Source organism: Paenibacillus sp. FSL P4-0127 (genome assembly GCF_038007325.1).
Classification (GTDB): Bacteria; Bacillota; Bacilli; order Paenibacillales; family Paenibacillaceae; genus Fontibacillus; species Fontibacillus macerans.
Window position 1 is genome coordinate 550,517 of sequence record NZ_JBBOWY010000002.1, and the last position, 22,307, is coordinate 572,823.

12 protein-coding genes are annotated in these 22,307 nt (G+C 51.5%); 11 read left to right on the forward strand and 1 reads right to left on the reverse strand.

Going from position 1 to position 22,307, the window contains the following annotated elements; translation table 11 throughout:
* Nucleotides 1-109: 109 nt before the first annotated feature.
* The 10 genes from NYE74_RS29015 (at nucleotide 110) to NYE74_RS29060 (ending at nucleotide 16,712) form a co-directional block, all read left to right on the forward strand.
* Entirely contained in the window at nucleotides 110-511 is a 402-nt protein-coding gene (locus tag NYE74_RS29015) for an Rrf2 family transcriptional regulator (protein ID WP_036623450.1), read from the forward strand.
* A 432-nt stretch (nucleotides 512-943) separates the two neighbouring features.
* On the forward strand, nucleotides 944-1,093 hold the full coding sequence (locus NYE74_RS29020; protein WP_227872737.1) for a type II toxin-antitoxin system HicA family toxin: 150 nt from the start codon (nucleotides 944-946) through the stop codon (nucleotides 1,091-1,093).
* Nucleotides 1,094-1,132: 39 nt separating this feature from the next.
* On the forward strand, nucleotides 1,133-1,417 hold the full coding sequence (locus NYE74_RS29025) for a type II toxin-antitoxin system HicB family antitoxin (RefSeq protein ID WP_213509925.1): 285 nt from the start codon (nucleotides 1,133-1,135) through the stop codon (nucleotides 1,415-1,417).
* A 320-nt stretch (nucleotides 1,418-1,737) separates the two neighbouring features.
* Nucleotides 1,738-3,204 (forward strand): spore germination protein, encoded by a 1,467-nt coding sequence (locus NYE74_RS29030; protein ID WP_124331895.1) that lies wholly within the window; start codon nucleotides 1,738-1,740, stop codon nucleotides 3,202-3,204.
* Between the two features lie 15 nt (nucleotides 3,205-3,219).
* Nucleotides 3,220-4,404 (forward strand): Ger(x)C family spore germination protein, encoded by a 1,185-nt coding sequence (locus NYE74_RS29035; protein WP_124331894.1) that lies wholly within the window; start codon nucleotides 3,220-3,222, stop codon nucleotides 4,402-4,404.
* Nucleotides 4,401-5,492, forward strand: a complete 1,092-nt coding sequence (locus NYE74_RS29040) for a GerAB/ArcD/ProY family transporter (protein ID WP_341005389.1) — start codon at nucleotides 4,401-4,403, stop codon at nucleotides 5,490-5,492. The genes NYE74_RS29035 and NYE74_RS29040 overlap by 4 nt, the downstream gene beginning before the upstream one ends.
* A gap of 7 nt (nucleotides 5,493-5,499) precedes the next feature.
* Nucleotides 5,500-5,718, forward strand: coding sequence for a hypothetical protein (locus NYE74_RS29045; RefSeq protein WP_341005390.1), 219 nt, complete (start codon nucleotides 5,500-5,502; stop codon nucleotides 5,716-5,718).
* A 195-nt stretch (nucleotides 5,719-5,913) separates the two neighbouring features.
* Nucleotides 5,914-8,475 carry a LuxR C-terminal-related transcriptional regulator gene (locus NYE74_RS29050; RefSeq protein ID WP_341005391.1) on the forward strand — a complete coding sequence of 854 codons (2,562 nt, stop codon included), beginning with the start codon at nucleotides 5,914-5,916 and terminating at the stop codon, nucleotides 8,473-8,475.
* A 212-nt stretch (nucleotides 8,476-8,687) separates the two neighbouring features.
* A complete protein-coding gene (locus NYE74_RS29055) occupies nucleotides 8,688-13,463 on the forward strand; it encodes an RCC1 domain-containing protein (protein ID WP_341005392.1) in 4,776 nt (1,591 codons plus the stop codon).
* Nucleotides 13,464-16,712: an S-layer homology domain-containing protein gene (locus tag NYE74_RS29060; protein WP_341005393.1), complete on the forward strand. Its 3,249-nt coding sequence runs from the start codon at nucleotides 13,464-13,466 to the stop codon at nucleotides 16,710-16,712.
* Between the two features lie 331 nt (nucleotides 16,713-17,043).
* On the opposite strand, the gene NYE74_RS29065 is transcribed toward NYE74_RS29060, so the two are convergent.
* A complete protein-coding gene (locus NYE74_RS29065; protein ID WP_051985475.1) occupies nucleotides 17,044-17,670 on the reverse strand; it encodes a TetR/AcrR family transcriptional regulator in 627 nt (208 codons plus the stop codon).
* A 284-nt stretch (nucleotides 17,671-17,954) separates the two neighbouring features.
* Between NYE74_RS29065 and NYE74_RS29070 the strand changes: the two genes are divergently transcribed.
* A complete protein-coding gene (locus NYE74_RS29070) occupies nucleotides 17,955-22,286 on the forward strand; it encodes an RCC1 domain-containing protein (protein ID WP_341005394.1) in 4,332 nt (1,443 codons plus the stop codon).
* The last annotated feature ends 21 nt before the right edge of the window (nucleotides 22,287-22,307 follow it).

Sequence of the window (22,307 nt, forward strand, 5' to 3'; positions counted from 1 at the left end):
GCCAGTTACAACGAATAAAGGAGTAATAAGGGAGGCGATATTTGACATAAGCCAATATAAAAAGTTATTATGGGCACATAAAGTCCATAATTGAGGTGAACATCACGTTATGAAATTTTCTAAAGCGACAAACTATGCTCTTCATACGATGCTCTTTCTTGCCGCATTCCCGCCGAACAAACTTATCGGCGTACAGCAATTGGCGGAGAGACAAGAGGTTTCTCCAACGTATTTATCCAAAATCCTTACCAAGCTGGTCAAGGCAGGAATGATTGAATCGACTTCAGGAGCCAATGGTGGATATCGCTTAAAACGGAATTGGGAAGAAATCTCGTTTCTCGACGTGATTCATGCCATTGAAGGCTCCGCCTCCTTATTCGACTGTGAAATGAATCATGGATCAGAGTGTTTAGTTCAGAAGGTGATGGTATCGGCTGAAGAGAAAATGGAGGACTTTTTAAAAAACCAAAAATTATCTGAGATTGCTAAGAAAATGACGGTAGTTCTTTGAAGAAAAACTGTTTTTATGAGAATGGTTTATTTTATTAAACCGTTTGGGAAAAGCATGAAAGGAAGATATACAAACGGCATTGAACAAGATTGTGCTGCGTTAGATTGATACCATTGTCCTCTCGACCGCATCGATGTCGCGAAGAAGAGCTCTCGATATACCTTAATGGTGAATCGAGAGCTCTTCTTTTGCATATTCGGAAACTTGTCGAATGCAGGAGCCTGGAGGGTCTGGTTTAATTCGTGAAATGATGGGTCAGGAATCGGGATGATGGACTGAAAAATAAAGTATTAGACGGGAAAGCACTCGTCCCTATTCTTCCTCCGCAGGATAAATTGCCGACGTTCGGACAATATCGTTACTGGTTCAAGACTTGGAAGATACCTTAAAAAGGCGGATTAGTTTGCGTTCTCAATTGACAAATATAATAGTATTTGTTACCGTGGATTTTTCTCGGGAAGTCATCACCAGTTCAAGCACCCAACCCAAAAGGGACGAACAACCGTCAAACATCCTGACAAAGACATTCCCGTTCCTACGCTCAAAAGCATTGAACGGCGGTCGGGGTTAAAGTTTGAATAGCCCCGGCTCCCTCCCGACCATTCAAAGGAGGTATCCGACATGAAGAAGCCGGAGCGATATTTCTACCCTGCCGTTTTCACTTATGACCCCGGCAAGGAAATCGCTGTTGTTTTCCCTGATCTGGATTGCGCGACAAGCGGAACGGACGATCACGATGCGCTTTTGTCCGCGCGGGAACTGCTCGGCATTGTCCTGTACGGGCTGGAAGAAGATGGCGAACCTATTCCCGCTCCAACGCCGCTTTCCCAGATTCAAACCACGCAAGCGAACGAACGCGCTGTGCTGATTGATGTCTATATGCCATCTATCCGCAGGCGCAAGTGAACCGTTCTGTCAATCGGACGGTCACGCTTCCGGCTTGGCTGAACGCCGCCGCGCTGGAGAAGGGCATTAACTTTTCACAGGCACTGCAATCCAAGCTGATGCAGGAATTGGGCATTGATCGCGTGAACGATGCGAAGTGCTTCCTACACAGTCACATTCGCACTCCCGGCGCAACCTTTCCCGGCTTGGACGTTTTCTTGAATGTCTCGTATGGATTTCACCTCACGATAATTTGCAACAGCATAACTGCCAATGGAATAAGAATCCACCCAATAGGAAACAATGATAATGATGAGATGTGAGAATCTGGAGGTTCGTCGATGGCAGGAAAAAAACAAAATCTATTGATTAAGAATGATTTTTTCGGAGACATTCAATCAGCCCTCGGGTTCCCTCCAGACTTGGTCTGCCGATCCTTGTTTGCCCAAGGGGAACAAACCGTGCAGTGCCTGTATCTGGAATCGATGGTCAATAAAAAATCGATTGACGAATACATTTTGAAATCGTTCACGGAACATACGTTTTCCGAAGGGGAAGCGTCTCGTTCCGCCGAGAGCGGTTTTTTGCGTGAATTTTCCTTTTTCGATCCATATGAACAGTTGCGGGAACATGCCGTACAAGCTCTCCTTGCAGGCCATTGCGCACTAACCGATTTTGCAAGGGAGCGCGTTTGTCTCATCAATGTGACTGAACCCAAACAACGCTCCGTTGAAGAACCGAAGACGGAATCGACCATTCGCGGCCCGCACGAAGGGTTTACGGAAAGCATTCTGACCAATGTGGGGCTTGTCCGCAAACGAATCCGCAACCCATTCCTCCGGTTTGATAAAATGAACATCGGCAATCAAACCGGGACGACTTTGCTTATGGTGTACATGGAGAACCTCGCCCCGGAATCGCTGGTCCGGGAAGTGCGCGGCAGATTGTCAGCCATCCGGACGGACAGTGTGCTGGAAAGCGCTTATGTGGAGGAATTCATCCAGGACCGGATTTGGTCTCCTTTTCCGACGCTTACCAACACCGAACGCCCTGATATGGTAGCTGCCCAGTTGCTGGATGGTAAAGTGGCCGTGATGGTGGACGGAACGCCCAACGTCCTGCTTGCCCCCATGACGTTTTTCGAGTTTTTCAGTTCTCCTGAAGATTATTATCAGCGAGCGGACATCGCCACGTTTATTCGCTGGATTCGGTTGATTTCCTTTTTTACGGCCGTGTTCGTCCCTTCCTTGTATGTCGCGGCCACGACGTTCCAACAGGAACTGATCCCGACCCAACTCCTGATCAGTTTGTCCGCCCAGCGGGAAGGGGTCCCCTTTCCCGCCATCTTCGAAGTGTTGTTAATGGAAGTCGTGTTTGAAATTATCCGGGAGGCGGGGCTGCGCATGCCGCGGGCGGTCGGACAGGCGCTTTCGATCGTGGGGGCGATTGTACTGGGGCAGGCGGCGGTGGAAGCCGGTCTCATTTCCGCCGCGATTGTCATTGTCGTTGCCATAACCGGCATCACCAATTTTGTCGTTCCGGTTTACAGCTTTGGCATGTCACAACGCCTGCTTCGTTTTTCGTTCGTGCTGTTGGCCGGCTTTATGGGCCTTTTCGGCATTTTATGCGGTGCCCTGTTTCTGGTTGCCCATCTGGTGTCGCTTAAGTCCTTTGGCGTTCCTTACTTCACTCCCGCTTCCCCGTACATAGGAACCGATTGGAAAGATGTGTTGGTGCGGCTGCCCCGGCCCTGGCTGAATCCGAACGGTCTGCCCGGATATATTCGGAATATGAAGAGAAAAAGGTAATTTGGAGGATCAAACATGACCAACCGGTATGCAGCGGGTCTGTTCATCCTGATGATGTTTACCGCCCTGCTTACGGCTTGCTGGGACAGAACGGAAATGAACGAACTGGCGCTGGTCAGTATGATGGGGGTGGACAGCGATCCGGAGAGCGACAAAATAACCGTGTATTACCAGATCATCAACCCGCTCAGCGGCACTTCCGCCAAAGGTACGTCGGGAGGCGAACAAGCCCCTGTATACACTTACGAAATCAGTGGATCGTCTTTTGGAGAAATCAAATCTACGATTTACAAAATGTTGCCGCGCAAGTTATTTATGGCCCACTGCAAGGTGCTGCTCGTTTCCCAGCGGGCCGCCAAACAAGACATGCGCGATATTGTCAACTTTATCGAAATGCAACCCAACGGCCGCTCGTCGGTCCCGATGCTGATCGTCGACGGACCGTTATCTCAGGTCATGAGAACATTAACTCCCCTGGAGCGGGTGCCGTCTGACACAATCGATTCCAGGGTCGACCTGCTGATCCGGAATTCGCTCCTAGTGGGAAAACAGATCAAGGTCAGTGATGTGATTGAACGGATGGAAAAGTTGGATACGATCGTATTACCGTTGATCACCGGAATGACAGAGGCACCTTCTTCCAACAGCGGGGAAAGGTCGGCGGATATCGACGCCAATCAAAACAACTTTATCATCCGAGGCGGGGCGGTTTTCCGTGATTATCGCATGGCGGGCAAACTGAATGATACGCAGCTGGTCTGGTACCATTTGCTAAATGGCGATCGAGGTCGCCACGTGCGACAGTTTCAGGTGGAAGGAAAACAGGTATCCGTGGAATTGAGACTGGTTCGCATAAAACGTGAGGTCTTCTGGAAATCCGATCAACCTGTCGTTCGGATCCGCTTGGACCTCGAACTTTCCACTGCCTATACAATCGAGTTCGTCCCGAAGTCTCGGAACGAGGTGGAGAGACTTGAAAACAGACTGAATCAGATCATAGCAGACGAGTCGCTTGCTTTCTATCAAATGATAAGGGAGCGTGGCTGGGATCTGTTAAGCATCAACGACTTGTTGCGCAAACAAACGCCAAATCATCCGGATATCGACCAAGCGGCGAAAAATGCGCAAATTGAGATTCGTGCAAATACCCGGCTGCTCCGAACGGGAAGCATGAGTCAACCTTATGGAGGAACAGGATGAAGCCAATGATTTCCCGATTCCAGTTTTATCTGCTGACAATCAATTATATCCTCGGAACCACCCTTTTCGTGCTGATCGGGCGGCTGGTCGTACAGGCGGGACAGGATGCCTGGCTCATGCCCTTGTGGGCAGGAAGTTTTGGCATACTCGTCGGTCTGTTCTGGATTTTTCTTTTCCGATATTACCCGGGCAAAAGTCTGGTGCAAATCCCGCTGGAAGCTTGGGGACGTTCTCTGGGAACGCTTGTTTCCGTCCTGTATTTTCTTTATTTCTGTATTTTGGCTGGATGGGCTCTTCGAAATTTAAGCGATTTTTTAAATGGAACCATCATGCCGGAGACGCCGAAAACCGTTTTTCACGTCATGTTTTTGCTTGTCGCCTTTTACACGGTCGCTCAGGGGACGGAAGCCATCGGACGATTAAATCAAATCATCACTCCGTTTTTGTTCTTCCCGTTCTGGTTTGTTCTGTTGCTGGCAATGGTGAACTGGGATTGGGGAAGACTTCAGCCAGCTTTCCATTCCGACCTGGGAGCCATCCTGCAATACCATTCCTTTTTGGGCTTTCCCTATATGGAAACTATTGCGCTCACGATATTGTTTCCGCTGGTCAAACAGGGGGCAACACGCCCCTTTTTGCTTGGGTTGATGACCGCTTCCCTTTCTCTTAGCATGACCTTGTTTATGATTATCGGTTTATTAGGAGTGGAGAGGGCGTCACAACTTACCTTTCCAGTGTATACGACCGTGCAGGAAATTTCCATCGGAGAGGTGATCGTCAACATCCATTCCATTATCTCCGTTATTTTACTGATTCTGATTTTTATCAAGCTGTTGGTACTCGTTTACGGAGCTTCCGAAACGCTGCGTCAAGTTTTCCGTCCCAAAACCCGGTGGCCTCACTTTCTGGGTTTGACCATTTTGTTGTCGGCGACCGCCTTGTCTATTTATGAAAACCCGATCCAGAACGAGGAATGGGATGAAAAATATACATTCATCTATGACAGTTTCTTTGTTCTGCTGATCCCCTTTTTGTTGCTGGTGACAACATGGGTCAGACGCTCGTTCGAGAAGCGAAAAGGAGGATGAATTGAACATGTTGATGCTTCACATCCTGCTGGCGCCTTTGATCGGTTTGCCGATGTTGGGATTGCTTCGAAAGAAACTTTATCGGGATGCAGCCGTTTTTGGGGCTGTATCTGTTACTGGCTACGGATTATGGATTTGCATCGCGAATCATCGTCCTTTTATCATTACGATCTTTATTGAAAGAATGATTGAAATGTTAAAATCCATTTTAACGACGATGATATGAACGCAGAAGGGGCAGTTTCGCGGGTTCTTCCCGGTTCTGTACTACTATGATCCGCCAATCCTTGTGAATAGTCAACATCATAACTTTTCCGCGTTGTGTAACCAGGGATAGCCCCGCCAAAATAAAAGATTTTTGGTAAAATGGTAAGGAAAATGTTCATTCCTGATGCTTATAGTCAAAGGGAGGGGTCAAACCATGATCATAGCCACGAAACTTCATATTCCCCAATCACGAAGCGAGCTGGTCGTGCGTTCACGCCTCATTCATCGTTTACATGAAGGTTTGGAGCGCACACTTACTTTGATCACAGCACCAGCCGGGTATGGCAAAACCACCTTGCTCGGTGAATGGGCGATGACGCTGGAAAAGCCTGTCGCCTGGGTCTCACTCGATCAAGGGGATAATGATCGCATGCGTTTTTGGGCACATACCATTGCAGCGTTAAAACAAGCTTATCCGTCTTTTGACCAACAGGACGTCCTTCGTCATGCCGCAGAAGATCCATCGGGTGTGTCGCTGATTGCTGCGCTCATCAACGGGCTACATCGCATTTCACACACGATGGTGCTCGTATGGGATGACTTTCATCATATCGAAAAAACGTCCATCTTGCAGGGCGTCACTTATCTGCTGGAACGTTTACCACTACATGTCCATCTCTATCTTGCAAGCCGAAATTCTCCAGCGCTTCCTCTTTCCAGACTACGAGCAGAAAATAGGCTGATCTCGTTGGAGGCGAGCGATCTCCGGTTTGTGCCGGACGAAACGACTGAATTTTTTGCGAAGTGCGGTGGTATACAATTATCCAATGAAGATGTGGCGACCGTACAAAAAAAGACAGAGGGTTGGGCAGTGGCGATGCGACTGGCGGTCTTGTCATTGCAGGAACATGCCGATCCTGTATCCCGAATCCGGAAGATGGCGGGAACGGAGCGCGATATATCGGATTACTTCTTTGATGAGGTGTTCTCTCGACAATCCGCAACGATGCAGCAATTTTTACTCTATACTTCCATTTTGGACCGGATGAAGGGCGAACTTTGTCAAGCGGTAACCGGTATAGCCGAAAGTCATGCGTATCTGCAACAATTAGACAAGGAAAGCTTGTTTCTTGTAGCTTTGGACGAGTGGCGGGAGTGGTACAGGTATCATCATTTATTCCGGCAATTTTTGACGGCGCAGTTGAAAATGCGCGAGCCGCGGCAATGGCAAACACTTCACATGACAGCGGGAAAATGGTTGGAAGAGAACGGTTATCCGCATGAAGCGGTAGATCATTACCTTGCGGCTGCCGATTATGAACATGCGCTATCATTGATAGAGGAGATGACACCGGAGCTGATGACCAATGAATGGACGACGCTTTGCACGTGGTTGAGCGCAATTCCCGACACGCTGTTATTTGCCAGGCCGATGATGCTGTTGACAAAGCTTGCCTCCCAATACATGTCCGGGCATGTCGAAGCGGCCACAGACGGGTATTGGCAAGCGGTTCGCTGGCTGGAAGAGAACACCGCTTCCCTTCCTTCTTCGGCAACCGAAACATTACATGCCGGACTTGCTTTTCTGGCCGCATTTCGCACGTTTATGGATCGTGAATTTGAATATGCCGTTCAATTTTCAAAGGAATATGTCGAGAAACATGCGGAAGGCGAATTTTTGATCGGGTTCGGGAGCGACCGGGACGGTTATCATCCGGTGTTTGACATCTACGTGTCGGATGACAGCCTTCAACTGGCGGAACAGGTACTGACTCCTCTGCTTTCGATTTGGTCCGAAACCCGAAATATTTATTTTGTCGCTCATCTCTATATCGACTTAGGCAAAATGCAGTACGAACGAAATCGTTTGGTCGATGCGGAGAAGGTGATGCGTCAAGCTTATGAGATTGGAAGATTGTATAATCATCGAAGCCTGACGACCATCGCGGCGCTATGGCTCGCCCGTATTGCCGCTGTACAAGGAGACGAGGAGACGTCAAATCATATATTACGCGAGTTAGCCCAACTCACGTCCAAGATGGAGAATTCCCGTTTGTCCGGGAAAATCGCCTTGTTTCGAGCCATGCTGGGCCGGATGCAAAGAGACGAGAAACCGGTGAAACAATGGCTGAGAAAGAGCGGCCTCCGATTCCGTGATGAAATTCCGCTATCCATGATCAAGGAATATGATTTACTCGCTTCTATATTGGCGGAGCAAGGAAAAATGGAAGAAGCCGCAGCATTGACGGAACGACTGCTCCAGCTGTCAATAGAAGAAGGACGGCAAAGCGACCGAATTCGTCTGCTCGTTCATAAGAGTATGATCCTGTCCTTACAAGGAAGGATTTCGGACTCCATGGACGTACTGGAAGAAGCGCTGGCATTGGCGCGGCCGGAAGGGTATATCCGAACCTTTGTTGACGAAGGGGCAGCTTTTGGCCAATTATTGGATCAATATATCCAACTGCGTCAAAAACAGCATCGCCGCCCCAGCCATAAGGTGTCTTTATCCTATGTGAAACGGCTGCGAAGACTGATTCCGCAAGTCGAAAGGGAAGCCGGTACTCCCCATGAAGGAACGGTGGTTGTTTTAACAGCCAGAGAACAAAGCGTGCTTCGGTTGATGGAAACGGGAATGTCTAATAAAGAAATAGCGTTCAAACTGAATGTTTCCCTAGCAACCATAAAAACCCACATTAACAACATCTATGGCAAATTGCAATCCAAAAATCGATTACAAGCGTTGGAACGTGCCAGAACACTGCAGTTGTTCTGACTCGTTCCTTTTTTAATAAAGTATCTCCACTTCCCTGCTCAACCTTTTTGATCTTTTGTGCCGGGCAGGGTTGATCACAATGGGATTGGAAGAATATACAATAGATGGGGTGAAGCTATGCAGAGATTAACTTGAAGGAGGATTTGTAAGAGATGAATCCATGGGGAAAAAGCATGAAACCATCATATACAAGCACTAGGGGGAACGGCTTGGTGAAGCTGTGCATCGCTTTGCTGCTCATCCAGTCGTTTCTGATTTCAGTCCCCTATGGCAACGTGTCTGCTAAAGAATCAGAGACAAATGCAAACTTGGTCAGCGTATTTTCGTTCGGAATGGGTATGTATGGCAAATTAGGACATGGCGATACGGCCAATCAACTCGCGCCAAAGAAAATCGAAGGTTTGTCGGACATTCAGGCGATCGCTGCCGGGGCTAATCATTCCCTTGCTTTAACGAAGTCAGGAGACGTATACTCGTTTGGACGCGGTATGTATGGCCGATTAGGACATGGCAATACGGAAAATCAACCCAAGCCAAAGAAAATCGAAGGTTTGTCAGACATTCAAGCGATTGCGGCTGGCGATTTCCATTCCCTTGCTTTAACGAAGTCAGGAGACGTATACTCGTTTGGAAACGGTACGTCTGGATTAGGACAGGGCAATACGGAAGATCAATCCACGCCAAAGAAAATCGAGGGTTTGTCGGACATTCAGGCGATTGCGGCTGGCGATTTCCATTCCCTTGCTTTAACGAAGTCAGGAGACGTGTACTCGTTTGGAAGGGGGAGGTATGGTCAATTAGGACATGGCGATACGGAAGATCAATACACGCCAAAGAAAATCGAGAGCTTGTCAGACATTCAGGCGATAGCTGCCGGGGGGAATCATTCCCTTGCTTTAACGGTGTCAGGAGATGTGTATTCGTTTGGATATGGTAGGTATGGCCAATTAGGACATGGCGATACGGATAGTCAACTCGAGCCGAAGAAAATCGAGGATTTGTCGGACATTCAGGCGATTGCGGCTGGCGATTTCCATTCCCTTGCTTTAACGAAGTCCGGAGAGGTGTACTCGTTCGGAAGGGGTAATACTGGCCAATTAGGCCATGGCGATACGGATGATCAACTCACGCCGAAGAAAATCGAGGGATTGAAGGACATTCAGGCGATTGCGGCAGGCGATTTCCATTCCCTTGCTTTAACGAAGTCAGGCGACGTATACTCGTTTGGAAACGGTACGTCTGGATTAGGGCATGGCGATACGGCCAATCAACTCGAGCCAAAGAAAATCGAAGGTTTGACGGACATTCAAGCGATAGCTGCCGGGGCCAATCATTCCCTAGCGCTTGCCGTTGAAGAGCAAGACAGCACCATTGATCCGGACGAGGCGTCGTTCGACAAGAACATCCTGAATCAACGTGATATCACTGTCACGATGGAGTTGAATGGCAATACGCTCATAGATATTACGAATGGTACAACATCGTTATTGAAAGGCACGGATTACAACGTAACTGACAATATCGTCACCATTACAAAAGAATACCTGGTTAACCTGCCGATCGGTACGACTAAATTGGTCTTTACGTTCAGTGCAGGAAGCGATGCAACGCTCAGCGTAACGGTGAGCGAGAGCACACCTGTCCCCGGCGTATTTTCGTTCGGACTTGATGATTATGGCCAATTAGGACATGGTGATAAGAAAAATCAACTCGAGCCAAAGAAAATCGAGAGCTTGTCGGACGTTCAGGCGATCGCTGCCGGGAGTAAACATTCCCTTGCTTTAACGAAGTCAGGAGACGTATACTCGTTTGGACGCGGTATGTATGGCCGATTAGGACATGGCAATACGGAAAATCAACCCAAGCCAAAGAAAATCGAAGGTTTGTCAGACATTCAAGCGATTGCGGCTGGCGATTTCCATTCCCTTGCTTTAACGAAGTCAGGAGACGTGTACTCGTTTGGAAGGGGGAGGTATGGTCAATTAGGACATGGCGATACGGAAGATCAATACACGCCAAAGAAAATCGAGAGCTTGTCAGACATTCAGGCGATAGCTGCCGGGGGGAATCATTCCCTTGCTTTAACGGTGTCAGGAGATGTGTATTCGTTTGGATATGGTAGGTATGGCCAATTAGGACATGGCAATACGGATAGTCAACTCATCACGCCAAAGAAAATCGAGGGTTTGTCGGACATTCAGGCGATAGCTGCCGGGGATAATCATTCCCTTGCCTTAACGAAGTCAGGAGACGTGTACTCGTTTGGACGCGGTATGTATGGCCAATTAGGGCATGGCGATAAGGAAAATCAACTCACGCCAAAGAAAATCGAGGGTTTGGCGGACATTCAGGCGATAGCTGCCGGGGAAGATCAGTCCCTTGCTTTAACGAAGTCAGGAGACGTGTACTCGTTTGGACGCGGTATGTATGGCCGATTAGGACATGGCAATACGGAAGATCAATCCACGCCAAAGAAAATCGAGAGCTTGTCGGACGTTCAGGCGATCGCTGCCGGGGGGAATCATTCCCTTGCTTTAACGAAGTCAGGAGATGTGTATTCGTTTGGATATGGTAGGTATGGCCAATTAGGGCATGGCGATACGGAAGATCAACCCACGCCAAAGAAAATCGAGGGCTTGTCAGACATTCAGTTGATTGCGGGTGGCGATTACCATTCCCTGGCGCTTATCGTTGAAGCCCCCCCAACCGGCCTGCAGGCGACAGCGGGAGACGGGGAAGTGGAGCTAAGTTGGACGGCAACCGATGCGGTCGATGGCTATAACGTCTATAGGCAAGAAGCTGACGAAGGTACGACTCCCGTTGTCGACCGATGGATGGTTGACAATGATGAGGGACCGGTAACAGGAACGTCCTATACGGTCGACGATTTGACTGCCGGAAAGTTGTATTGGTTTGCTGTAACGACCGTGAAGGATGAGAGCGAAAGCGGCTATTCGGATCCAACATCCGAAACGCCGTATACAACGGTTGCGGCTGTCGCATCTCCCGTTGCGATCGGGGTTGGCAAGGGAGTTGCACCAGAAATGCTGGAGGCATACCTTCCCGAACATATTCCAATTCAATTATCGAGCTTGCCTGGCACGATGGATGCAGATGTGAAATGGGATCTGAAGCATGCCGATTATAACCCGGATCAAGCCGGAACGTACGAGATTACAGGGGAGTTGCAATTGCCGGGATATGTTCGCAATCCACAACAGTTGCAAGCCAAAATCGCTGTTCATGTATGGCCGAATACGAATGCGAGCCTGAGCGGCATTACTCTGAACGGAGAACCGTTGGCACATTTTGATCCGGATATTTATACCTACGATGTTGTGGTTCCTTATGCAACGGAGCAAGTGACCGTAACAGCGGCACTTTACGATCCGGCTGCGAACTATGAAGTCGTCGGCGAGGTTGTGCGTGGCGGAGTACAACCGCTGCAGGTCGGCTCAAATCGAATTGACATCCTGGTAACGGCAGAGGATCAACAAGAGCAAGCCACCTATACCCTTCATGTGAAGCGTCTCTTACAAGCAGAACAGCCAGAGCAAGTATCGAAGCCGGCGGCAAGTCCTGCGGGCGGTGCGGTTCCGTCTGGCACAAGGGTGACATTGAGCACGGCGACCGAGGGAGCAACAATCTACTACACGACGGACGGCAGCGAACCAGCGAGCAGCAGCACCGAATATTCCGTGCCCATCGAAGTGACAACAGAGATGACGCTCAAGGCAATTGCCGCGAAGGACGGTATGCTCGACAGTGATGTAATGGAAGAGCAATATACGATTGCAACGATACCTGCACCGGCGAATTTAACAGCTTCGTCGGCTGATCGTTCCGTTACATTAAAGTGGGAGGCTGTCACGGGAACAGGCAGCGTGACTTATGCGGTTTACCAAGCGGAAGGCACATCAGCTCCGGTCGATCCGGCGAACTGGAAGCTCATTCAATCGAATGTTCCAGCGAACTCCTATATCGTCACCGGATTGACGAACGGAACAACGTATGTATTCGCAGTGAAGGCTGTCTCTGCAGAAGGAGCCAGCGATTTCTCCAACGCAGCGACAGCGACACCAAGAGCACCAGGAGGTAACAGAGGTTCCGGTGGTGGCGGGGGCGGTCGTATGTTATCCAACAATGCGGATCTTGCGGATCTGCAAGTATGGGCGGGGGGCAAACAGTTGAAGCTCAGTCCCTCATTTGCGTCGGAAACAACGGAATATACCGCTCGTACAGAAAGCGAACGAATTGAGATGGTGATCAAAGAAGCCCACTCCGCGGCGAAAGTGGTATGGAAGGACAAGGTGGTTGCGGATAGAATTCAGGTCGATCTGGAGGAAGGCGACAATAAAATTGTGCTCACGGTACAAGCAGAAGACGGCACGAAGAAAACCTATACGCTGACCGTATATCGTGAAATGCCAAAGACAACCGAACCGGTTATTGCATTTACAGACATCGCCGGACACTGGGCGGAGGACTACATCAAGCGCGCCACAGCGAAAGGGATCGTCAGCGGTTATCCGGATGGCACCTTCAAGCCGAATAACCCGGTCACTCGCGCCGAGTTTACTGTGATGCTGGCAGGCGCGATGAAACTGGAAGGTACCGGTGCTGCGCTAACATTCACGGATCATGACCAGATTGGCAGATGGGCCAGGCAAGCCGTTGCGCAGGCCGCACAAGCGGGCATCGTGATCGGATACAGCGATGGCAGCTTCCGGCCAAATGCGCAGATTACCCGTGCGGAGATGGCGATGATGATCGCTCGGGCGTTAAAGCAGCAGCTTAACGATAATGCGTCAACCGGTTTTGCCGATGATGAAGCGATTCCGCAGTGGGCGAAAGGGGCGGTTGAAGCCATCCGCAAACTTGGCATTGTCGATGGCCGCGGCGCAAACCGTTTCGTACCGGACGAAAAGGCCAGCCGCGCAGAAGCGGTTGTAATGCTGGTCAGAATGTTGGATAGGTGGGAAATATAAATGGAGAAAAAGAAAACATTCAATCTGTTATTCGCTATTTTTTGTTGTATGGCCATTATGCTTGTCGATGGCGGCGTTGAAGTATCTGCAGTTGAGCCGTTTAAACAAGGCTCTGGATATGAGCAAGGGAAATATGACCTGGAAGCGATTCAACCGACGGCGTTTAACTGGACGAGACAGTCGAGGTTTTCCGGCAGCGAAGCGTTTGATATGAAATGGTCATTTAAAACTGAAGGTCGTGTACGTTCATCACCGGCGATCGCTGCAGACGGTACAATTTATGTCGGCTCAGACGACGGGCATTTGTATGCGTTGACGGCGAGTGGCGAGCAGAAATGGAAATTTGCGATCCATGGCAGTGATTTTGGCAACCCCGGCATTTATTCGTCGCCATCCATCGGAGCCGACGGGACGATCTATGTCGGGGGGGATGACAGTTATTTATATGCGATTCATCCAGACGGTACTTTGAAATGGGATTTGAAAATGGGGTCACCGGTTTTCGTGTCCCCTTCACCAGCCATCGGGGCGGACGGGACGATTTATGTCGCAACCCAGGGCGGTACTTTTCATGCAATTTCCGACGATGGAGACACGGGAAGGGAAAAGTGGGCATACAAAATATCAGCATTTTGGCCGATGATCAGGTCGTCCCCGGTAATTGCAGCTGATGGCAAGATCTATGTGGCGGATTCCGACGGTATTCTCTATGCATTTGAACCGGAGCAAGATGCGGATGATGTCAAGCCGAAATGGACCTTTGAAACTGAAACGGGCAGCGGGATCAGAGCGACACCGGCAATCGGAACTGATGGGACGATCTACCTGGGTTCAGAGGATGGGAATTTATATGTACTGGATTCGTCGGGTCAATTACAATGGAGGTTTGATGCAAAAGATTCTATCTACAGCACTCCGGTTATCGGAGCTGACGGTACGATCTATTTAAAGACTGGTTTGGCGCTCTATGCATTTGCGCCGCAACAAGCGGCGGATGACGTTAGCCCCGAATGGTCAGCGGAATTTGGATATGTTACTTATGCTACGCCGATTGTCGATGCCAATGGCATCCTTTATGTCGGAACTCACGACAGCAATTTGTACGCGATAGATTCAGCGGGCAATTTGCGTTGGTCATTTCAGGCTGAAGGTTCGATTACTTCATCAGCGGCCATCGGTGCCGATGGTACGATTTATGTGGGCTCTTACGATGGACATTTATATGCGATCGGGCAGGTTGATATAGATGCTCCGACTAACGTAACGGCAAATGCTGGAGAAGGGTCTGTGCAGCTTGAGTGGGAGGCGGTTTCTGATGCCTCCGCTTACGCAATCTATATGGCTACAGGATCAGAGCCGCCGGATACGAAGGATTTATCGAACTGGAAGCCATTAAATGACGAGCCGCTTAAGGACACATCATGGCTGGCCGATGAGTTAAAGGCAGGGACAACATATTGGTTTGCTGTGCAAGCCGTTACCGAAGGGAATAGCAGAAGCCAGTTGTCAGAACCGGTTAGCGCAACGCCGTATGCTGTGGTAAAAGCGGTGAATGATCTCAATACGCTTGAAGTAAGCAAGCATATCACGAGCGAGCAACTAGCGCAATATTTGCCAACCGAGGTTTCTTTACAACTGCACAACGAGACATTGGAGCCGGATGTGGGAGTCAATTGGGAAATAGAGAATTCTGATTACAATCCGGATCAATCCGGGACATATTGGATATCTGGAAGCTTGCAATTGCCCGAATATTATCTGAACCCGGATAAATTGAAGGTAAAGCTGCAGGTTCGTGTTTTGCCGGGGTCGAATGCCAAGTTGTCTGAGATTCGAATCAATGGTAAAATTTTAGAAAATTTCAATCCGGATCTGTTTACTTATTATTTGACGGTACCTTATTCAATGGATCGCGTGACAGTAACAGCTTCGACTTACGACTCATCGGCATCGTATGAGGTGATTGGCGGGCAAGAAGCGGTGCTCGAGATTGGTGACAATTCGATTTATATCCAAGTCATATCAGAAAATGAACAGGAGGAGCGCACTTATTCTTTATACATTGAGCGCCTGCTAACGATTGCGGAAATTCAAAGGCCAGATACGATATATGTGCCTTATAACACGAAGTTGCAGGATGTTTCCGTACCCGATTCGGTGTATGTTACGTTGGACGATCTTCGCACGATTGAGGTGCAAGTGAGCTGGAATGAAGTTCACCCTGAATACAATGGCAAGGTGGCTGGTCGTTATGAATTTATAGGCACCTTGCAATTGACTGAGTGGGTGAACAATCCGCTGAATATCAAGGCGAAGGTAAGTGTGATCGTGCTGGACGAGCGCAAGCGAAGATCATCGTCATCATCGTCTTCCCGTACGGATCGTGTTTCCAACGATGCCACGCTTTCATCACTGGAAATAGTGGCAAACGGTCGGATGTTAACTTTACAACCTTCGTTTGTTCCTGATGTGTATGATTACACCGTATTTACAGATGCAGAGGAAATGGTATTTACTGCTCAAGCAGCGCACGATGCGGCCGAAGTGTACGTTGATGGTGTACGTTTGTCACGCTCGGCGCCGATCAGCAAGAAGCTGGCAAGCGGCAACAATGAGTTCACGTTTGTCGTTCGTGCGGAAGACGGTACCGAGAAGCGATATACGCTGACCGTGATTCGAGAGACGGCTGCTCATGAATCGTCGATGCCATTTTCTGATATTGCCGGGCATTGGGCAGAAAGCGCGATTCGACGCGCTGTGGAACTGGGGTTCATCAACGGATATCCGGATGGAACCTTTCGCCCTGATCGTTCCGTTACGCGAGAGGAATTTATCGTTATGGTGATCAACGCGTTGCAGCTTAACGGAGAGAACAAGGACAACCATTCCCTTTCGTACAGCGACCGGGAGCAAATCGGAGAATGGGCCAAACGGGCTATCGCTATAGCGACTGAGGCAAACATCGTGAAAGGTTTTGCAGATGGCAGCTTTCGGCCACAGCGACTGATGTCCCGCGTGGAGATGGCGGCGGTGCTTGCACGAATGATCGATGAAGACTTGCCGGTAACGGAACGAACGAGCTTTGCCGATGATCATCTGATTGCCGATTGGGCGAAACAAGCTGTTGAAACGCTTCATTCGCACGGCATCCTGATCGGCCGGAGTAACAACTATTTTGCACCGAATGAGCCAGTGACGCGTGCAGAAGCAGTGGTCAGCCTGTTAAGATTGTTAGATCAACAAACATAACATTGGTATTCATGGTTGACAGGAGCCGCGCCCACCAAGGCATCTTATTGGTGAGTGCGGCTATTATGTATGTCAGGCACTTCAATGAACGCTCTGCTGAACTATCTCAGGCTATTCCTCGTACTCCATCATAGCCAAGGTAGTTGAAGCTATGGTCATCCAACAACAGAAAACCGCAAGATCGTACGATTTTATTGATGTTATTTACTACGGCCGGAGCATGTATGATACATCCGATACATCCGTACCATCATCATGCGATCCCCGTTGAAATTGAGAAGCGGAGGAAGCGATCGAGAGAAGCGCAGGAGATGCTTCCCCGCGCAACGAATCAAGTAACAGACTCCGCATAAATTCGGCACAGCCGCTTCAGATCCTCCTCCGGCATAGGCTCTGGCGCGGAAGCGCCGCCGAGCAGTCCAACGAAGAAGGCATGGCCGATCATCGGCCCAATGAACATTCGCATCGACATTTCCACATCTCCGTCTTCCAGCTTCACCAACCCCGTTTCCTTGCACTTCTTCAGCAGGTCCGTCAATATTCCGGTGCTTTTAGGAAAGGAATCAAGGAGCAGCTCCCCGAGCTCGGGGAAGCGGACCGATTCCGCGAAAACAATGCGAAGAATCGATAGATACAGCGGGTCGCTCAGCTTTATGGCGATGACCCGGGCCATCATCAGCAGAATATCGAAGAGCTGTTCCCGGTTTTCGGGCAGGGGCAAGCTCGCCAGCGACGGCTGCTTCTCCTCCGTAAGCTCGTGGATCACCTGGCTCAGCAGGTCGGAGAACAGCGCTTCTTTGGTGGCGTAATAGCGATACAGCGTCTGCTTGGATATACCGGCTTCCAGGGTGACGAGATCCATGCTCGTTCCGGCGTATCCCCGGGTCAGGAACAGGCTGCGGGCAGCCGTCAAAATTTGTTTGCGCTTTGCCGCTTCCCGCGGCGACAGATTTGCCATAGGGTCCAGATCACTCCTCCCTGCTTTGTTTTGCTTGTTCAAATTATTCCACATCGCACAAGTCAGGTCAATGCGGCTCGAATGCTGTCGTCGTCTTGACAGAAAGTGTAACCCCATTTATAGTGATAATCAAACTGAACCGTACAGTATGATTTCTGTTCCCGACGGCACGCGGAGTCTGCTTCAAAACCGTTATGCTGGATTGATGCGACGCAGGGAATGGACCAGAAAAATCCGGAAGAATGATACAAGCTAACCGGTATACAGAATGCGGGGTGTCTATTATGTTATTTTTTAAAAGTCGAAAGCTCATTTCCCTTATTCTATCTTTCATGTTGCTGTTGATTTCGGCGATACCCTACGGTGTCGGGGCGGCGCACGCGGCGCAAGCGGGCAAGGGAAGCCCGTATGTGAAAGTCTCGGGGGGACTCGGGCATTCACTCGCGCTGAAATCTAACGGCACTGTCGTCGCCTGGGGATATAATAACTTTGGTCAGTTGAACGTGCCGGCCGGGCTTGACGGCGTGACGTCAATTGCCGCGGGATATTATCATTCACTGGCTTTAAAGTCGGACGGATCCATTGTTGCCTGGGGATATAATAACTCTGGTCAGTCGAACGTGCCGGCCGGGCTTGACGGGGTTGTAGCCATCGCGGCCGGATTGGATCATTCGCTGGCGCTTAGAGCGGACGGCACCGTCGTCGTCTGGGGATCGAATACCGATGGTCAATTGAATGTGCCGATCGGGCTCGACGGGGTTGTGGCAATCGCGGCGGGATCTCATCATTCACTGGCTTTAAAGTCGGACGGATCCATTGTTGCCTGGGGACGTAATAACACTGGTCAATTGAACGTGCCGGCCGGGCTTGACGGGGTTGTAGCCATCGCGGCGGGAATGAATCATTCGCTGGCGCTGAAATCTGACGGCACCGTCGTCGTCTGGGGATCGAATGTTAATGGTCAGACGAGCGTGCCGGCCGGGCTTGACGGGGTGACGGCCATCGCGGCGGGCGGGTATCATTCGCTGGCGCTGAAATCGGACGGATCCGTCGTCGCCTGGGGACGCAATGCCTATGGTCAATCGAACGTGCCGACCGAACTTGACGGGGTGGCGGCGATCGCAGCGGGAGATCAGCATTCATTGGCTTTAAAGTCAGATGGAACTATCGTCGCTTGGGGATATAATAGCTATGGTCAGTCGAACGTGCCTGCTAGGACTGCTATGCCTGTCAAGGCAGTCGGGATCGCAGCGGGATACTCTCATTCGCTGGCTTTAAAGTCGGACGGCGCCGTCGTCGCCTGGGGATATAATAACTCTGGTCAGTCGAGCGTTCCGGCCGGTCTTGACGGGGTGACGGCGATCGCGGCTGGGGTGGATCATTCGCTGGCGCTGAAAGCGGACGGCACCGTCGTTGTCTGGGGAGATAACAGCCGGGGGCAGAGGAACGTGCCGGCCGGTCTTGACGGGGTGACGGCGATCGCGGCGAATGGGTGGCATTCGCTGGCGCTGAAAGCGGACGGCACCGTCGTCGCCTGGGGATATAATAACTCTGATCAGTCGAGCGTTCCGGCCGGTCTTGACGGGGTAGTGGCAATCGCGGCGGGCATGCATCATTCGCTGGCTCTAAAGTCGGACGGCACCATCGTCTCCTGGGGATCGAATTCCTATGGACAGAGGAACGTGCCGGCCGGTCTTGACGGGGTGGTGGCAATCGCGGCGGGGGAGAGACATTCTTTGGCGCTGAATGCGGACGGCACCGTCGTCGCCTGGGGCGAGAATTTCCTCGGCCAGGCGAACGTGCCGGCAGGGCTTAACGGGGTGGCGGCGATCGCGGCGGGAGAGTTTCATTCGCTGGCACTGAAAGCGGACGGCACCATCGTCGGTTGGGGCGATAACAATTTCAGCCAGGCGAACGTTCCGGCCGTTCTTGACGGGGTGACGGGGATTGCGGCGGGCATGCGGAATTCGATGGCGCTGAAATCGGATGGCACGGTCGTCGCCTGGGGATCTAGTAACTTTGGTCTGTTGAACATACCGGGCGATGACCGTCTGAGCGGACTGACCGTGCAGGGCGGAGGTCTGAATCCCGCATTTTCCCCTACGGTCACCGCTTATACCTATTACATCGATTCCTCTGTATCGAGCGTACAGGTGACGGCAACGCTGGCGGATGCGGCTCACGCCGAGTTATATGTCAATAACCAGCCGCATGCCAGCGGGACTGCGGCAACGGTCAACGTCCCGGGAGCGTCGACGGTCATTCCTGTTCGGGTTGAACCGTATTTGAAGCCGCCTCGGACGTATACGATCACCGTGCTGCGGGACGATACGCCTCCCGACGTTCAGTTCGTCGCGAACGGCAATGCGACGCCTGCGAAAACGGCGGAAAGCATCGTGACTGTGAATGATTCGGGGAGTGGTGTTGACGCGGCCTCGCTGCAATACGCGTGGTCGCAAAGCACGGCCCCTCCCGCGGACGGCTGGAACGTCTTTGCGAACGGCGACACGCTAAGGCAGACAAGCGGAGACGGCAACTGGTATTTGCATATCCGCGCGCAGGATCTGGTTGGGAATGTCACTTACACGGTATCAGACGTGTTCGTGCTGGACCACACGGCGCCGGTCATCACGCTGAACGGCAGCAATCCGATGCATATCCCGCAAGGCGGGACGTATGCGGAACCGGGCGCGTCTGCGCTTGATGTGATCGACGGCGCGATTCCGACCTCAAGTATCGTGATCTCGGGCACCGTGGATACGGCGCGCCTCGGAAATTACACCGTTCAATATACGGCTGCGGACCGCGCCGGGAATACCGCCACGGTGACCCGTGACGTGTACGTGTACGACGGAGACGAACCGGCGATTGATTTGATCGGGCCGAATCCGATGACGGTGGAAGCGAACAGTCCGTTTGCCGATCCCGGCGCAACAGCGTACGATGTGCAGGATGGCGATCTGACCGCCTCGATTCAGGTGACCGGAGCGGTGGATCCGTCGACACTCGGCACTTATACACTCTCTTATGACGTTTCAGATACCGCGGGCAACGCGGCCGCGACCGTGACGCGCACGGTCTATGTGCAAGATACGCAGCCTCCCGTTCTCACGTTGCTCGGCGATCCCGCGATGAGCGTGCCGGTTGGCGCAGCGTTTGCCGATCCCGGCGCACAGGCGACCGATGCCTATTACGGGGATGTCTCCCCTCTTATTGTCGTGAGTGGAGCCGTAGATACCCACAAAGCAGGTACATATAGACTCCGTTACAATGTGACGGATCCGTCCGGCAACGCCGCCGCAGAAGTGACACGCACGGTGACGGTCACTGCTCCTGCTGGATCCGGCGGATCTAGTGGCTCTGATGGCTCTGGTGATTCCGGATATTCGGGGAACTCGGGAACGGGAGGCGGGTCTGCGGCGCTCCATCAGGTGATCATCAAAATCAACGGCCTGGTCAAACGGGTCGACGCCTTGTATGAGTCGTCCGACGGGCAACGTATAACTCGGATTTTCCCGACGGTGGGGCAATTGTCCGAAGCGTTGGCAGATCAGTCGTACTATATTCGGATCGAAGCACAAGACATCGGAGAGGCGGTCAAAATGGACCTTCCGGCCGCCTCACTGCTGCATGCGGTGGAACTTCGTCAGGACGCCTGGTTGGAATGGAGCGTCAACGGAAATGGGCAGCGCCTTCCGCTCCACGTCCTGCAGGGCATTCCAAAAGAGGCGACGGTAACCTTCGGGATCGCCGCGGCAGTCGGTTCCGTCAGTGATACCTCGAACGGAGCAATTGCGAGTGTCGATGGGGAGCCGCTGCTCCCTCATCCGGTCGTTTATTCGCTGGAGGCCAATGACGGCAGCAGCATGAATTGGGGCCGAACATACGCAACCTTGACGGCTCATCTGCCCGAGCCCGCCAATCCGTACCAAGCGACGGCCGTGCGCATCGACGAAAACGGGCGCATACGATTCGTCCCGTCCATTTTCTCGAACAACGGTTTGGTGACGATCCGATCGCCTTACGATGGAGCTTATGCGGTGATTGAAACGGATCATTCGTTTGCGGATGTGAACGGACATTGGGCGCAAGAGGATATCGTCCTGATGGCGAACAAGCTGCTTATTGAGGGGAGAGGGCAAGGCCTGTTTGTGCCGGACGATTCTGTCAGCCGCGCCGAATTTGCCGCCATGCTCGTGCGAGCCCTAGGGCTGGACGATGAACCGAACGGAGCGGCGCCTTTCCGGGACGTGGCTCCTGGTGCATGGTATGCGGGAGCCGTCCGGGCGGCTCATGAGGCGCAGCTGATCGATGGCTTCCAGGACGGGACGTTCCGACCGATGGAACCCATTACCCGCGAACAGACGGCGGTCATGATCGTAAGGGCAATGGAGTACGCCGGATCTGCGCCTGTTGCGGACGGGACGCCAAAAACGTTTGACGACTCGGCAGACATCGCGCCATGGGCGGACGCCGCGGTGGATCGGCTGACCGGAGCTTCCATTATCCGCGGCTTGAGTGAGACGACGTTCGGCCCCCGGGAACATGTGACCCGCGCGCAAAGCGCCGCCCTGTTGAAGCGGACGCTGCAGGCGATGCAATTTATAAATCCGTAGGATCGTGCGACGATCCAGGTG

Excerpts from the sequence above, each read along its gene's own strand:
- NYE74_RS29040 (WP_341005389.1), top strand. The coding sequence starts at position 4,401 with ATGAAGCCAATGATTTCCCGATTCCAGTTTTATCTGCTGACAATCAAT.
- NYE74_RS29035 (WP_124331894.1), top strand. The coding sequence starts at position 3,220 with ATGACCAACCGGTATGCAGCGGGTCTGTTCATCCTGATGATGTTTACC.
- NYE74_RS29060 (WP_341005393.1), top strand. The coding sequence starts at position 13,464 with ATGGAGAAAAAGAAAACATTCAATCTGTTATTCGCTATTTTTTGTTGT.
- NYE74_RS29070 (WP_341005394.1), top strand. The coding sequence starts at position 17,955 with ATGTTATTTTTTAAAAGTCGAAAGCTCATTTCCCTTATTCTATCTTTC.
- NYE74_RS29015 (WP_036623450.1), top strand. The coding sequence starts at position 110 with ATGAAATTTTCTAAAGCGACAAACTATGCTCTTCATACGATGCTCTTT.
- NYE74_RS29045 (WP_341005390.1), top strand. The coding sequence starts at position 5,500 with ATGTTGATGCTTCACATCCTGCTGGCGCCTTTGATCGGTTTGCCGATG.
- NYE74_RS29025 (WP_213509925.1), top strand. The coding sequence starts at position 1,133 with ATGAAGAAGCCGGAGCGATATTTCTACCCTGCCGTTTTCACTTATGAC.
- NYE74_RS29065 (WP_051985475.1), bottom strand. The coding sequence starts at position 17,670 with ATGGCAAATCTGTCGCCGCGGGAAGCGGCAAAGCGCAAACAAATTTTG.
- NYE74_RS29030 (WP_124331895.1), top strand. The coding sequence starts at position 1,738 with ATGGCAGGAAAAAAACAAAATCTATTGATTAAGAATGATTTTTTCGGA.
- NYE74_RS29050 (WP_341005391.1), top strand. The coding sequence starts at position 5,914 with ATGATCATAGCCACGAAACTTCATATTCCCCAATCACGAAGCGAGCTG.